General features: G+C 68.7%; 12 protein-coding genes. 6 read left to right on the top strand and 6 right to left on the bottom strand.

The window, feature by feature from the left end:
* Positions 1–45: 45 nt before the first annotated feature.
* From OHB24_RS30420 to dxs, 3 genes are all read right to left on the bottom strand, one after another.
* Positions 46–1,407, bottom strand: a complete 1,362-nt coding sequence (locus OHB24_RS30420) for a hypothetical protein (protein WP_327634291.1) — start codon at positions 1,405–1,407, stop codon at positions 46–48.
* 66 nt (positions 1,408–1,473) lie between these two features.
* A complete protein-coding gene (locus OHB24_RS30415; protein ID WP_327634290.1) occupies positions 1,474–2,808 on the bottom strand; it encodes a hypothetical protein in 1,335 nt (444 codons plus the stop codon).
* Positions 2,809–2,817: 9 nt separating this feature from the next.
* Entirely contained in the window at positions 2,818–4,704 is a 1,887-nt protein-coding gene (gene dxs / locus OHB24_RS30410; protein ID WP_327634289.1) for a 1-deoxy-D-xylulose-5-phosphate synthase, read from the bottom strand.
* Positions 4,705–4,824: 120 nt separating this feature from the next.
* Between dxs and OHB24_RS30405 the strand changes: the two genes are divergently transcribed.
* The 4 genes from OHB24_RS30405 to OHB24_RS30390 all read left to right on the top strand — a co-directional run bounded on the left by OHB24_RS30405 (position 4,825) and on the right by OHB24_RS30390 (position 8,744).
* The gene (locus OHB24_RS30405) at positions 4,825–5,325 is read left to right on the top strand and encodes a DUF402 domain-containing protein (protein ID WP_327641125.1); all 501 of its coding nucleotides are present in this window, start codon (positions 4,825–4,827) and stop codon (positions 5,323–5,325) included.
* A gap of 173 nt (positions 5,326–5,498) precedes the next feature.
* Complete coding sequence (locus tag OHB24_RS30400; RefSeq protein ID WP_327634288.1) at positions 5,499–5,828, top strand: hypothetical protein; 330 nt, start codon at positions 5,499–5,501, stop codon at positions 5,826–5,828.
* 2 nt (positions 5,829–5,830) lie between these two features.
* Positions 5,831–8,224: a DUF4132 domain-containing protein gene (locus OHB24_RS30395; RefSeq protein ID WP_327634287.1), complete on the top strand. Its 2,394-nt coding sequence runs from the start codon at positions 5,831–5,833 to the stop codon at positions 8,222–8,224.
* Between the two features lie 25 nt (positions 8,225–8,249).
* Positions 8,250–8,744: a DUF402 domain-containing protein gene (locus tag OHB24_RS30390; protein ID WP_327634286.1), complete on the top strand. Its 495-nt coding sequence runs from the start codon at positions 8,250–8,252 to the stop codon at positions 8,742–8,744.
* A 2-nt stretch (positions 8,745–8,746) separates the two neighbouring features.
* Here OHB24_RS30390 and OHB24_RS30385 read toward each other — a convergent pair whose 3' ends face one another.
* A complete protein-coding gene (locus OHB24_RS30385; RefSeq protein ID WP_327634285.1) occupies positions 8,747–9,547 on the bottom strand; it encodes a CPBP family intramembrane glutamic endopeptidase in 801 nt (266 codons plus the stop codon).
* A gap of 57 nt (positions 9,548–9,604) precedes the next feature.
* Entirely contained in the window at positions 9,605–11,110 is a 1,506-nt protein-coding gene (locus OHB24_RS30380) for a CocE/NonD family hydrolase (RefSeq protein ID WP_327634284.1), read from the bottom strand.
* A 97-nt stretch (positions 11,111–11,207) separates the two neighbouring features.
* Here OHB24_RS30380 and OHB24_RS30375 point away from each other — a divergent pair, with 97 nt between their 5' ends.
* Together OHB24_RS30375 and OHB24_RS30370 are read left to right on the top strand one after the other, a co-directional pair.
* A complete protein-coding gene (locus OHB24_RS30375) occupies positions 11,208–13,112 on the top strand; it encodes a Na+/H+ antiporter (protein ID WP_327634283.1) in 1,905 nt (634 codons plus the stop codon).
* A gap of 4 nt (positions 13,113–13,116) precedes the next feature.
* Positions 13,117–13,533, top strand: coding sequence for an HIT family protein (locus OHB24_RS30370; protein WP_327634282.1), 417 nt, complete (start codon positions 13,117–13,119; stop codon positions 13,531–13,533).
* On the opposite strand, the gene OHB24_RS30365 is transcribed toward OHB24_RS30370, so the two are convergent.
* Positions 13,510–13,959: a GNAT family N-acetyltransferase gene (locus OHB24_RS30365; RefSeq protein ID WP_327634281.1), complete on the bottom strand. Its 450-nt coding sequence runs from the start codon at positions 13,957–13,959 to the stop codon at positions 13,510–13,512. The genes OHB24_RS30370 and OHB24_RS30365 overlap by 24 nt on opposite strands.
* Positions 13,960–13,990: the final 31 nt, after the last annotated feature.

The following is a 13,990-nucleotide window of genomic DNA, read 5'->3' as shown; positions in this document are numbered from 1 at the left end:
CCCATTCGAGATTGCTCCTCTGACAGCGCGAGGTCAATCCGCCACTCAGCGTTGCGGCCGGTATGTTGTCAGTGACGTCCACAACGTCGCTTCGGTGAGCCCGGTGCGAGCGAGCAGGATGCGGTCGCGGGACGCCTGGTCGGTGCCGTTGCGCGCCATGTCCTCGTACAGTTCCTCGACCTTGCCGAGTCCGATCCGCTGCACGAGGTAACGGACCGCCAGCCAGCTGACGCCGTACACGTCGGCGGAGTTCTGGTAGAAGCCCGCGTCGCTCGGCAACGAGGTCAGCTGCGGTACGGCGTCGTCGATGACCTCCTGCTCCCACTTGCCGACCTCGCCCGGTCCGCTGACGGCCTCGATCCCGCGCCAGGACACGTACTCCGCGGCGCCTTCGGCCAGCCACAGCGGTTCGTACCCGCCGAGGTCCGCGGTCGCGACGTGGGTGATCTCGTGCGACAGCAGGATCTCGTCGACGCGGTCGCGCTCGTTCGGGTTGATCACGACGTACCCGCCGGCGACCGCACCGTCGGCGGTGTCCTGGCCGGGCAGCGAGGAGAACGTCGTGCCGGTGCTCGCCGCGGACTCGATGTCCTCGTCGGCGAACTTGGCGTCGCGGACCTCGGTCTCGTCGAGCGCGATCACGAACACCGAGCCGGTCCACTTCAGCGGCCAGTACGTCGACACCTCGTGGAGCCCCTCGGCCGCTTCGGTGGCGATCGCCCGGCCGCGGGTCGTGTCGCCCTTCTCCACGACGACGAGGACGCGCGGGCCGCGCTGCACCTCGATCCGGCCGAGGTCCCAGGCCTCGCGATGCGCGCCCGGCCCGAGGTCGTCGTCCAGTTCGTCGTCCGCGGTGAGCAGCCAGCGGCCGCCGCGGGCGATGAACGTGTAGCCGAGCTCGGTCGTCACCGGCGTGAAGTCGACCTTCGGGATCTGGTACCGCATCAGGACCCGGACCAGGTACGTCGTACCGCCGTGGGCCTTGAGGACGGCCGGGTTGAAGCGTTCCTCGGCCTGGCTGTAGCCGAGTTCGTTGAAGCCGATCTCGACCAGGTTCGCGAACAGGATCTTCTGCGCGGCGCGGAGCTTCTTGTTCGCCGGATCGACGTCGGCCAGGAACAGCGACTCGTTGCCGGTCTGCACGGCCTGGGCGCGGCGGAGCAGGATGGTGTCGATCGCGACCCGGCGGGCTGCGACCGCGGCGGCGATCCTCGACGGCTTCGTGGACTTCGGCGGCGCCGGCGTCGGCGATGCGGCCTGGGTGGCGGCGGTCCGCTCACGGGCGTCCTGCTCGCGTTGTTCAACGGTGTACACGACGCCGCCCGACACCAGGGCAACCGCCAGCACCAGGCCGAGCCAGCGGCGGGGCCCAGCAGGCAGCCCGTCATTGGGCGTCGTCGCACTCACTTCGGGTCGTTCTCCTCCGAGTACCCGATCGTTGCAGCCGGGCCACCCTACTCGACGCTCGTCGCTTTACGCTGCGGCTGCGGCCTTCAGTGCGCGGAAAAGTCCGGCCTCGGTCATCCCGACGTGCTCGAGCATGATCCGGTCGCGTTCTTTCTGGGTCGATCCGAGCGCGGCCAGCTCGCGGTACAGCGTGCCGACCTCGACCCCGCCGAACCGGCTGAACAGGTAGTCGAGCGCCAGCCAGGACAACGGGTACGAGCTGTCGGCCTGGTCGAAGAACGTGGCGTCGGCGGGCAGACTCTTCGCCTTCGCGAGGTACTTCGTCCGCACGTCCAGCCGGTACTGCGCGATCGCCAGGTCCTTCTGCCCGTCCATCGGCAGGAACTCGACGTACGTCGCGGCGCCCTCGACCAGCCAGCGTGGCGCGTAGGCGCCGTACGGCGCGGTGGCGACGTGGGTGAACTCGTGGGCCAGCGTGCGGGCGTCGACCTTGTTCCGGTTGTGCGGGTTCACGACGACGTACGAGTCCGCCCGCTGCCCTTCGCCGGTGACCTCGCCGGGCAGCGTGCGGTACACCCAGGTCGCCATCGCGAGCGCGTCCTCGGCGTTCTTCGGCTGTGTGTAGTCGGCGCCGCGGACGATCTTGTCGTCGAGCGCGATCACCACGCCGGAGCCGTTCCAGCCGCCCGGCCAGCTCTTCGAGACTGCCTTCACCGCACTGAGCGACATCGTGACGAACTTGTCCGCGAGGGCGTCCTGGCCCTTCTCGACGACCACGAGAACGCGTGCGGCGCGCTTCACGAGGACCGCGTCCATGTCCCAGGCTTCCTGGTGCGAACCACGCGGCAGACGCTTGTCCAGGTCGGAGTCGGACACCAGCATCCAGGTGCCGTTCGGCCTCTGCGTGAAGGTGTAGCCGAGCATCGCGCGGACCGGGACCAGGTCGATGCTGCGGATCTGGTAGGTCATCGCGACGGCCACGAGGTACGTCGACGGGCCGTACTTCTGGGCGATGGTGTCGTCGTACTGCTGGGCCAGTTGCTGGTAGGTCAGCTTCGCGAAGCCGAACTGGCGGAGGTTCGTGAACAGGGTGCGTTGGCTCGCGACGAGCCGCTTGTTGCCGGGGTCGACGTCGGCCAGGAACGCCTGCTCGTTGCCGGCCAGGACGGCCTGCGACCGGCGCTGCAGCACCTGGTCGACGGCCGCCGATCGCGCGGCCTGATCGACCGTCGGTGTGTTGGTGGTGGCGTCGGCAGCGCTGCCGGAGGTCTGGCTCGAGCGATGCAGGGCGAGACCGCCGGCCACTGCGACCGCTACCAGGACGAGCGACAGCAGGACCGGCCAGACGCGCGATCGCCGGCGCGTGGCCGCGTGCCGGCTGTGTCGCCCTGCCTCAGCCACGGTCCCCTGCTACGTACCCGGGCGATCGCCGGCGGTGTCCGGCTCGCTGACAGCTTCTGCGTGCCGCGTGAGCTGCTCCGTGATCTCCCGGGCCACCTCTTGGCCGGTGAGCCCGATCGCCTGCAGTACGACGGCGCGCTTGGCGTGCTCGAGGAACTCCTGCGGCACGCCGAAGTCGCGGAACGGCGTCTCGACGCCGGCGTCGCGGAGGGCCTGGGCGATCATCGTGCCGCAGCCGCCCGCGCGGCCGTTGTCCTCGATCGTGGCGACCAGCTCGAAGTCCTTGGCCAGCTCGACCAACTGCGGGTTCACCGGCTTCACCCAGCGCGGGTCGACCACGGTGACGCCGAAACCGTGCGCCTCCAGGCGCTGCGCGACGTCCATCGCCGTCGCCGCCATCGCTCCGATGCCGACCAGCAGCACGTCCTTGCCGGATCGATGGAGTACGTCGATCTGCCCGACGCGGTCGATCGCCTCGATGTCCGGGAACACCTCGCCCTTCGCGTACCGCAGCACCGTCGGGACGTCGTCGACCTCGATGGCCTCGTTCAGGAGCTCCTGGACCCGCTTGCCGTCCCGCGGGGCGGCGAGGCGCAGCCCGGGGACGAGATTGGCCAGCGACATGTCGTAGATGCCGTTGTGGGTCGGGCCGTCATCACCAGTGACACCCGCACGGTCGAGGACGAACGTCACGCCGCACTTGTGCAGCGCGACATCCAGCAGCAGCTGGTCGAAGGCACGGTTGAGGAACGTCGAGTAGAGCCCGACGACCGGGTGCAGACCGCCCAGCGCGAGGCCGGCGGCGCTGGCCACCGCGTGCTGCTCGGCGATGCCGACGTCGAAGATCCGGTCCGGGAACTCCTCCGCGAACGGCGCGAGCCCGGTCGGGTGCAGCATCGCCGCGGTGATCGCCACCACGTCCGGCCGCCGGTGGCCGATCTTGATCAGCTCGTCGGAGAACACGTCCGTCCAGCCGCGCGGCTTGTTCACCGGGCGGATCTGGTGGAGGTTGTCCTCCTCGTCCTGCTCGGCGGCGGCGTACCCGAAGCCCTTCTGGGTCACCGCGTGCACGATCACCGGGCCGCCGAACGCCTTCGCGTTGCGGAGCGCGTCCTCGAGCGCCTGCCGGTCGTGACCGTCGACAGGACCGACGTACTTGAGGCCGAGGTCCTCGAACATGCCCTGCGGGGCGAGCATGTCCTTCAGGCCCTTCTTGACGCCGTGCAGCACCTCGTACATCGGCGGGCCGACGTACGGCGTCCGGCCGAGGTTCTTCTTGATCAGGTCGAGGACCTTCTCGTACCGCGGGTTGGTGCGCAGGCTGGTGAGGTGGGTCGCGAGGCCGCCGACGGTCGGGCTGTACGACCGGCCGTTGTCGTTGACGATGATGACGAGGTTGAGGTCCTTGGCGGCGGCGATGTTGTTCAGCGCCTCCCAGGCCATACCGCCGGTCAGGGCGCCGTCGCCGATCACCGCGACCACGTGCCGGTCCTCGCCGCGGACCCGGTACGCCTTGGCCAGGCCGTCGGCGTACGACAGGGCGGTCGAGGCGTGGCAGTTCTCGATCACGTCGTGCTCGGACTCGGCCTGGCTCGGGTACCCGGACAGGCCGCCCTGCTGACGGAGCGTGCCGAACTCCCCCGCCCGGCCGGTGACGAGCTTGTGCACGTACGCCTGGTGGCCGATGTCGAAGAGCAGTCGGTCCCGTGGGGAGTCGAACACCCGGTGCATCGCCAGGGTGATCTCGACCATGCCGAGGTTCGGGCCGAGGTGCCCCCCGGTGCGGGTCACCGTCTCGACCAGCACGTCCCGGATCTCGGTCGCCAGATCGGTCAGCTGTTGATCGGTCAGCTTCTTGAGGTCCTCCGGACCCTCCACCGTCTCCAGCACGCGCATCGAGCTCCTCCCGCGGGTCGTCCTCGAATGCTTGAGTCTATATCTCAGACTCCAAGACGCCCGCCGGGTGTGCCTTGTTCGGCGGTGTGGTGGGTCTCACTTAGGGTGATCGGTGTGGAGATGGTGAGGACCCTGTTCCGGAAGTACGACGGGCAGCCGCATCGCCTGGTCGAGGCGGTCCGGCTCGGCGAGGACGAGCACGGCCTGTGGGTCGGCTCCGCTCCCGGGACCCGCGGGCAGCGCGCCGACGGCAGTTGGACCACGATCGACCACCACCGCGTCCGGCTGTTCCCGCACGGCCAGTGGTGGAGCGCCCTGTTCAACGACGAGCCGCATCAGACCGCGATCTACTGCGACATCACGATGCCGGCCGAGTTCGGCGTGGACTCGGTCACCGCTGTCGACCTCGACCTCGACATCCGCCTGCTCCGCGACGGCACCGTGCACGTGATGGACGAGGACGAGTTCCACGAGCACCAGGTCCGCTACAACTACCCGCCCCAGGTGGTCGCTACCGCCCGGGCGACCTGCGACCACCTCGCCACCACCATCACCACGGCAGAACCGTTCGTCACGGCGTACAAGCCGTACCTCGAACAGATCCGCGGGCTCGCGCGGTAACCGGCTCCCGTCGGCTAGGAGCCCCCCTGAACCAACGAGAGCCGGTCACGATGACGACCTCTGGGCCGGCACCCCACCATGCTCCGTCGCATTCCGCGATCGGTCCACTCCTCACAGCAAAGTTGCATGAAGTTGCAGGCGCCCTGGGCCCGGCGGCTGACTATGCTGCGACGGTGGGGATCACGGTGAAGATCATCGATGTGTCGGGGGCAGGGCGGGTCGGTACGACGACGCTGCTCGAGGGGATTTCGAGCAGAATCACGCTGCGCGACCTGATAGTGACGCGTATCCGGGACGAGGTGGCGCGCTTGAACGCCGCGCCGGACAGGCAGCGGCATCTCGACTGGGAGCCGCAGGCCGATCGGGCGATCGAGGCGTTCGGGCGCAACGGGTTCTTCGTGCTGGTCGACGACCGGCAGGTGACCGAACTCGACGAGGAACTCGAGTTGACCGCGGACTCCGATATCCGCTTCGTCCGACTGGTCCAGCTGGTCGGTGGCTGAGCATGGCAGGCGAGGCCGCCACGCTGGTGGCCGCGGCGCTGCACGCCCTTCGTAGCCGGTCGTACACCCTTGACGCAGACGCCAGGGCGCTGCCCGAGATTCAGGTGATCGCGCAGGCCGCCGAACCGCTGCGGCTGGAGTGCGTCATGACCGTCTCGGAGCGCGTCGACAGCTATCACTGCGCCCAACTGTTGTCGGTGATCGCGCGGAAGCGCATCCAGTTGTCGGCGGAGCACATCGAGCGGTTACTGACCCTCCGGATCGGGCAGTTCGAGCAGTCCCAGGCCTGGTGGAGCAGCGAAGCTCTCCGTGCGGTGAGCCGCCAGATCGAACACGCGTACGCCGCGCTCCCCGGCGCCGAGCAGGAACCCTTGAAACCACTGCTCGCGCGTGCGGCCGAGCACGCTCAGGACGCAGCGACGGCCACCCGGCTGCGGAAGCTGGTAGGCCCCGAGGAAGGGCTCCGCGTCGACCTGATCGACGAGAACGACGACATCGGCCCGCGCCTGCGCAGCGCGTTCGAGGCTGCCGACGAACCGGCCGAAGCGCTTGCGGCGGCACTCGATCTCCTCGCGGCCTTTCCCGCCAAGGGCCGGCCGTCGAAGAAATGGCTCACCGAGGCCGAGCGTGTCACCGGCCTGCTGTCCAAGCCCACGGCTCTGCTCGGTGCCCTCGTCGACGCTGCTCTCGACGCCGCCGACATCGAGACGCGGTACCCGCGCTACGTCACCGACGCCAACGAGTCCTTCCTGTGTGGCGTTGTCGCGAGCGCCGGCGTACTGCGGGACTCGGCGCTCCTGTCGCAGCTACGGCGGCTCGCGGTCAAGACGGTGACCGTGATCGGCGGCCAGTTCGGCAGCCCGCGAAGCCTCCGGCTAGCGAACTCGTCCGCGCAGGCGATGGCCGATATCGGCGGGCCGTCGTCGATCACCGAACTGCTCGCACTCGAGCGTTCCGTCCGGCACGGCACCCTCCTGAGGCAGATCCGCAAGGCCATCGACACGCTCGCTTCCGCGCAAGGACTGACCCGCGACCAACTGCTGGAACGCGCCGTCGAAACCCACGACCTCGACGCCGACGGCAAGCGCCGGACGCCGCTGTCGCGAGGATCGGCCGAGCTCGTTGTCGACGGGAGGACCGCAACCCTTCTGTACGTCGACGAGAAGCAAACGCCCCGGAAGTCGGTACCGCCGGACGTGAAGCAGACCGATGCCGAAACGCTCACCGCGATCCGCAACGAGCTCAAGGCGATCCGTAAGACGATCGCCGGCGAACGGGTGCGGCTGGACGGTGTGATGGCCACGGACCGCCGCTGGCCGCTCGCCGACTGGCGCTCGTGGTACCTGGACCATCCGATCACCGGCCGAATGACACGCACGCTGGTCTGGGTCTTCAGCACCCCGGAAGGACCGGATGTCATCGGGATTCCGCTCGACGCGGCAACCGTGGTCACGAGTTCGGGTGAGCAGGTCGAGATCCCGGCGGACGCGGAGGTCCGGCTCTGGCACCCGATCCACGCGACCGCAGACGACGTACGTGCCTGGCGACGGTACTTGCTCGAGCAGCAGGTCGTTCAGCCGTTCAAGCAGGCGTTCCGCGAGCTCTACGTGCTCACGCCGGCCGAGGAACAGACCCGCGTGTACTCGAACCGCTTCGCAGGTCACGTGTTCGGGCAGGTGCAGGCGCGCGCGTTGATGAAGGGGCGGGGCTGGGCGCCGGTCGCGGTCGCGTGGTGGGACGACGGGATCGACAACGGCGTTGCCCGGCGTACCTTCGAGGAGGCCGGGATCCGGGCCGAGTTCTACTTCGACCCGATCCACGACCTGGAGCCGGGTGCGACCGACCTCTATCCGTACTGCACCAGCGATCAGGTGCGGTTCGTCGACGTACGGACCGACAACTCGATCGAACTCATCGAGGTGCCACCGCTCGTCCTGACCGAGGCACTGCGCGATGTCGACCTGTTCGTCGGGGTCACCTCGGTCGGCGCCGATCCGGAATGGCTCGACCGCGGGACCGAGCGCCGCTTCGACACGTACTGGCACACGTTCGGTTTCGGCGAACTGTCCGCGGCCGCCCAGATCCGCCGCGAGGTGCTCGAACAACTCGTCCCGCGGCTGGCCATCGCCGACCGGTGCGGGTTCGAGGACCGCTACCTCACGGTGCGCGGCGACCTCCGCTCGTACCGGATCCATCTGGGCAGCGGCAACATCCTGATGTCGCCGAACGACCAGTACCTGTGCATCGTCACCGCCCGCGACGGCCAGGCGCAGAAGCTGTTCCTCCCCTTCGACGACGACCCCGTCCTCAGCCTGGTCCTGAGCAAGGCGTTCCTGCTCGCGAACGACACGGCGATCAAGGACCCCACGATCACCGCCCAGATCAACCGCCGCTGACCCGACGGCCGATAGGTTTGGGGCCATGCGTGATGTCCGGGTGGTGTACCGAAAGTTCGACGAGAAGCTGCACTGGCATCAGTGGATGCGATATCTGGGCGAGGACGAGTACGGCCTCTGGCTGGGCGCCCCGGCCGGGTCCGTGTCCCAGCGGGGCGACGAGCCGGCGGTGACGCAGGAGCAGGCGCATGTGCAGCTGTTCCCGCGGGACCAGTGGTTCACCGCGATCTTCAACGACGAGCCGCGCCACACCGAGATCTACGCGGACATCACCACGCCGGTCGAGTTCTCCGAGGACGTGGTGACGATGATCGACCTCGACCTGGACGTGATCAAGCGCCGCGACGGCACCGTCTTCATCGACGACGAGGACGAGTTCGCCGAGCACCAGGTGAAGTACAGCTACCCGCCCGACGTGATCGCCACCGCCCGCCAGACGTGCGACTGGCTCGTCGGCGCGGTGTCCACCGACGAGCCCTTCCTCACGGTCTACAAGACCCACCTGGACAAGATCCGCTAGGACTACAGCGACGTACGCCCCATCGCCACGGCGATGACGCCGACCACTGTCAGCAGCAGCGCCGAGCCGGGGTGCATGCCGATCGAGATCCGGATGTCCCGCTTCTTCCAGGCCAGGTGGATGCCGGGGTAGAGGAAGACGAGCTTCGACAGGACCGTCCACGGGGCCCAGAAGTGGTACACCGAGAAGAAGAAGACGTTGAAGAACGGCGCCCAGCCGCGCAGCTGCGACAGGCGGGGCAGCAGGAATCCGCGGAAGTAGTACTCCTCGATGAGCGGCAGGAACCAGCCGGTGAACGGGCCGCAGATGAGCAGCGTGGTCAGCAACTTCTGCTGCGAGTATCCGTTCAGGTACGACGTGGCGCTGTCGCCGGTGCCCGCGTAGTGGATCCACGAGAAGGCGTTGTCATAGAGAAAGTTGTCCAGCGGCGTCAGCGAGAGCGACACGACGGTCATCCACAGCAGGCAGCCGATGATCAGCGCGGAGACCTTGCCGCGCGGGACCGGGCGGTCCAAGTACTGCAAGGCGCCGCCACGTAGGCAGTATCGGCCGGTTGCCTGCTTACCCAGCCAGGCCATGCCCAGCAGGAGCGGGAACAGGACAACCGCTAGGGCGATCGCCCAGGCCAGGAACGGCGGGTAGTCGATCGCCCTGACGAGCGGCGCCGCGACGAACGCGTAGACGGCGACGATCAGAGCGCCGGGCACCAGGTGCAGCGCGATGGACAGCGGGATCGAGTGCTTGTCGGCGAGGAGGACCTCGACCAACTTCGGACGGGGCTTGGTGTGCGTGAGTTGGCTCATGCCGAGAAGATTCGCCGCCCGGCCTGACACGAGCCCGCCATAGCTCTGACACGGCTTCTACCGAGCCAGGTGAACGCTGAGCGATCCGTTCTTGAGCATCATCACGCCGGGGAGCGGGCCGCGTTGGCCGGCGTACATGTCGGCAATCGGGGCGACGGTCAGGTAGAGGTTCTGGCCGGCCGGGACGTCGACGGCGATCGAGGGCAGCTCGATCGTGCGCCGTACGCCGCGGGCCGTGTACTTCTCGCGCAGCGGCATCGTGTTGTTCTGCACGACCTTCGCCGTGAGCGGGTTCTTGCCGACGCTCAGCGCGAAGTACGCCGCCGACCGCGGGATGACCGTGTAGACGTCGGCGCTCAGCGTGGGCGTGCCGGCGATCGTGATCGGGCCCTTCGCGATCGGCAGGTTGACGGGCAGGCCGACGCCGGTCGGCGCGACGATCTTGCCGAGCGGGTACCGCCTGTTCGGCGTCAGGTTCCGTTGGGTGAGGCAACGACCGTCGGCGGTCGACAGGTGGTACGTGCCGAAGCCGGTCAGGCCCGTCGACTTGTGCAGGAGTTGCAGTTGCATGAAGCGGATCGACAGGCTGGAGAAGTTGGGTGATCCGAGTGCGATCGAGCACGGGTCGCCGGCGGTCGCGTAGCCGGGCGGTACGACGCTGGGCAGCGTGTGGCCGCCGTTGTACCCGACGAAGATCGACTTGGCCCGGGCGCGGGCGGTGAGCGCCCGGTCGAAGTTCGCGAGCCCCTCGTTCAGGTTGAACAGGTTGTCGGAGATGCCCTGGCCGAACAGCACCGGCAGGTCGAGTTTGCGGCCCTGCTGCACGTGCCACGCCGGCCCGTTGTGCGCGAAGAACGCGTCGAGATCGCGCCCGGCCTTCCCCACCGGCCAAGTACCGGTCGCGATCAGCGCCACGAAGGCGGCGGACACCGCGGGAGGCAGATGCGTGCCGCCGCCCGCGAACAGGATCGTCAACCACATGGTCCGGGCGGCCTCCTGCGGCGCGAGGCTCTGCTTGAGATCCCACCAGGTGATCTCCGGAGCGAGCGCGTCGAACCGGGTCCGCCCGCGGTCGCGCAGCTCGGTGAAGGCGCCGGCGAACTGGTACCCACCGCCGTACGACCCGCCGATGGCTCCGATCAGCGGATCACCGGGCCGTTGCTTCGTCACCCAGTCCAGGCCCGCGACCAGATCGACGAGCCTCACCACGTCGCGGCCCTCGTAGTCCGGGTTCATCACGTGCGCGACGCCGGTGCTCTGGCCGAAGCTGCGCTGGTCGAAGCTCAGCACGCCGAAGCCCGCGTCGAGCCACGCCTTGAACGCCGCCGGGTCCGTGGTCCGGCTGCCGCCCCACCCATGGCTGTGGAAGATCAGCGGCACGGTGTGCTGGGCCGAGGCGGTCGCCGGTTTGAACAGCGAGTAGCAGATCCGTACGGGCATCGTCGTACCAGGCTCTGGGACCGACGCGACGCATCCGTTCGTCACTGTGTCCGAGGCAGCGGCTGGGATTACCGGCGACAGGAGCAGTGCCACGACACCGAGCAGAGCAAGCACACGACGCATCAGTCACTCCAGGTGATCGACGGATCTCGCTTCGCACACGCTAGAGGACAGGTCCCCGGCTGACCAGATCCGAGGCTCAAACTGCGACACTGTGCGCGTGCATATCGCGATCGAGGTCGTGGCCCTCGTCGCCGTCGTCGCGGCGGTCGCCGCGCTGGCGCGACGGATAGGGATCTCGGCCCCTCTGCTGCTGGTCGTCATCGGGATCGCCGCGTCGTACCTGCCGTTCATCCCGCGGGTCGAACTCGAGCCCGAGGTCGTACTGGTCGGGTTCCTGCCGCCGCTGCTCTACTCGGCCGCGATCAAGACCAGCCTGGTCGACTTCTCCAAGCACCGGCGGTCCATCGGGCTGCTGTCGGTCGGCTTGGTCGCGTTCACCGCACTCGGTGTCGGCGTCGTCGCCTGGTGGCTGCTCGGTCGGGTCGCGGAGTCGATCGGCCAGGAACCGCTGCCGTTCTGGGCCGCGTTCGCGATCGGCGCCGTCGTCGCGCCACCCGACGCGGTCGCCGCGACCGCGATCGCCAAACGGGTCGGCCTCCCCCGCCGCGTGGTGACGATCCTCGAGGGCGAGAGCCTGATGAACGACGCGACCGCGCTGGTCTGTTTGCGTACGGCGATCGGTGCCGCCGTGGTCGCGCCGACCGTGTGGGACGTCAGCCTCGACTTCCTGCGGGCGGCCGGCGGCGGGGTGCTGGTCGGCATCGTGGTGACGTTCGTGCTGGCCAAGATCCGGCGCCGGTTCACCGATCCGGTGCTGGACACCACGCTCAGCCTGACCGCGCCGTTCATCGCGTACATCGCGGCCGAGAACCACTACGTCCACGCGTCCGGCGTACTCGCGGTCGTCGTCACCGGCCTGTTCCTCGGCCACAAGGCGCCGATCATCCAGTCGGCGAAGTCGCGGATGTCGGAGCGGACCAACTGGCGGACGTTCCAGTTCCTGCTGGAGAACACGGTCTTCCTGCTGATCGGGCTGCAGACCCGGTGGATCCTCGACGATCTCACCGAGAGCCCGCTGCCGACGTGGCTGATCGCGACCACGACGGTCGCGGTGTTCGTCGCGGTGATTCTGCTGCGGCCGATCTGGGTGATCCCGACCACGATGCTGTCCCGGCGCTTCCTCGGCCCCTCGCGTCCCGGACCCGTTTCGCGCAGTGCGCTGATCGTGGTGTCGTGGGCCGGGATGCGCGGCGTGGTCACGCTGGCCGCGGTCTTCACGCTGCCCGAGGACACGCCGCATCGCGAGGTCCTCGTGTTCATCGCACTCGCCGTCACCGCGGGCACGCTGCTCGTCCAGGGCTCGACGCTGCCCTGGCTGGTACGTCGCCTGCGCCTGCCGGGACCGGATCCCGCGGAGGACGCGTTGCAGGAGGCCGCCGTACTGCAGGGAGCTCATCGGGCCGCGATCGCGAAGCTCGACGAGATCTCGGCGCCGACGGACCCGCCCGCGATTCTCGACGTACTGCGTCAGCGCGGCGAGGCGCGGGCACAGGCCGCGTGGGAGCGGCTGGGGCGGCCGGAGACCGAGTACGAGACGCCCAGCGAGGCGTACCGGCGGCTGCGGATCGCGATGCTCGAGGCCGAGCGCGCGCACATCCTGAAGGTCCGCGACGCCGGGCTGGTCGCCGACGAGGTGCTGCAGCGGGCGCAGAACGCGCTCGACATCGAGGAGTCGATCCTGGACCGCGACGAGGACGACGACGTCGGCGGGCGTTCCGAGGATCTGCGGCCGAAAACGACGAGTGCTGCGTGTGAGCACTTGGAGCAGGCGCCGGTCGTGGTCACGCCGAACACACCGGACGGCTGCGAGGAGTGCCTGGCCGACGGAGGCTCGTGGGTCCACCTGCGGCTGTGCCTGGGGTGCGGCCACGTCGGGTGCTGCGATTCGTCGGTGATGAAGCACGCCAGCAAGCACAATGCCCAGACCAAGCACCCGGTGATGCGCAGCTTCGAGCCGGGCGAGACGTGGCGCTGGTGCTTCGCCGACGAGAAGCTAGGTTGACGGTATGGCGGACTGTCTCTTCTGCTCCATCATCGCCGGTACGACGCCGGCGCAGATCGTGCTCGACACACCCGACGTCGTGGGATTCCTGGACGTCCGGCCGGTGTTCAAGGGCCACACGCTGATCGTGCCGCGGACACACGTGCCGACGATGGTCGAGCTGCCCGACGAGCTGACGGTGCCGCTGTTCGGAGCGGCCCGGTCGGTCGCGAGCGCCGTACGGACCGCGTTCGACGCGCAGGGATCGTTCGTTGCCGTGAACAACGTCGTGTCCCAGTCGGTGCCGCACCTGCACGTCCACGTCGTACCGCGGACGAAGGGCGACGGCCTGCGCGGCTTCTTCTGGCCGCGGACCAAGTACGCCGACGACGCCGAGGCCGAGGAGTACGCCGGGAAGCTACGCGCCGCTCTTGATGACTAGCTCGTACTCCACCTGTGCGAGCGGATTGCCGTCGCCGAAGTCGCGGGTCTGGGTGGCTCCGGTTTCGGTGAAGCCGCACTTGGCGTAGAAGCGGCGGGACTGCGCGGTGTCGCGCAGGGTCCACAGATGCACGCGGTCTTCCCGAAGCTCGCGGAGAGTGGCATCCATCAGCGCGGCCGAGACGCCACTCCCCCAGCCGTCGGGGTGCGTGTAGAAACTGTAGATCTCGGCGAATCCGGCGCGGGTCTCCGATGGCTTCGACCAGGACAGCGCCAGCGGTCGCTCGCCTACGAACCCGAGCATGATCAGCCCTTCGCCGTCCGCGATCCGCGAGTGCCACCGGGTCAGCCGGCTCTCGACACCCGCCTTCGCGACCTCGATCGGGAAGAGCGGCGCGTACGCAGCGCCCCACGACGCCGCATGCACCTCTCCAACAGCTGACCCGTCGGCAACGGTA

Source organism: Kribbella sp. NBC_00482, from assembly GCF_036013725.1.
Classification (GTDB): Bacteria; Actinomycetota; Actinomycetes; order Propionibacteriales; family Kribbellaceae; genus Kribbella.
The sequence above is the reverse complement of the archived record's forward strand: the minus strand, read 5'-3'. Positions and strand labels throughout refer to the sequence as shown.

Excerpts from the sequence above, each read along its gene's own strand:
- dxs (WP_327634289.1), bottom strand. The coding sequence starts at position 4,704 with ATGCGCGTGCTGGAGACGGTGGAGGGTCCGGAGGACCTCAAGAAGCTG.
- OHB24_RS30405 (WP_327641125.1), top strand. The coding sequence starts at position 4,825 with ATGGTGAGGACCCTGTTCCGGAAGTACGACGGGCAGCCGCATCGCCTG.
- OHB24_RS30395 (WP_327634287.1), top strand. The coding sequence starts at position 5,831 with ATGGCAGGCGAGGCCGCCACGCTGGTGGCCGCGGCGCTGCACGCCCTT.
- OHB24_RS30390 (WP_327634286.1), top strand. The coding sequence starts at position 8,250 with ATGCGTGATGTCCGGGTGGTGTACCGAAAGTTCGACGAGAAGCTGCAC.
- OHB24_RS30385 (WP_327634285.1), bottom strand. The coding sequence starts at position 9,547 with ATGAGCCAACTCACGCACACCAAGCCCCGTCCGAAGTTGGTCGAGGTC.
- OHB24_RS30380 (WP_327634284.1), bottom strand. The coding sequence starts at position 11,110 with ATGCGTCGTGTGCTTGCTCTGCTCGGTGTCGTGGCACTGCTCCTGTCG.
- OHB24_RS30370 (WP_327634282.1), top strand. The coding sequence starts at position 13,117 with ATGGCGGACTGTCTCTTCTGCTCCATCATCGCCGGTACGACGCCGGCG.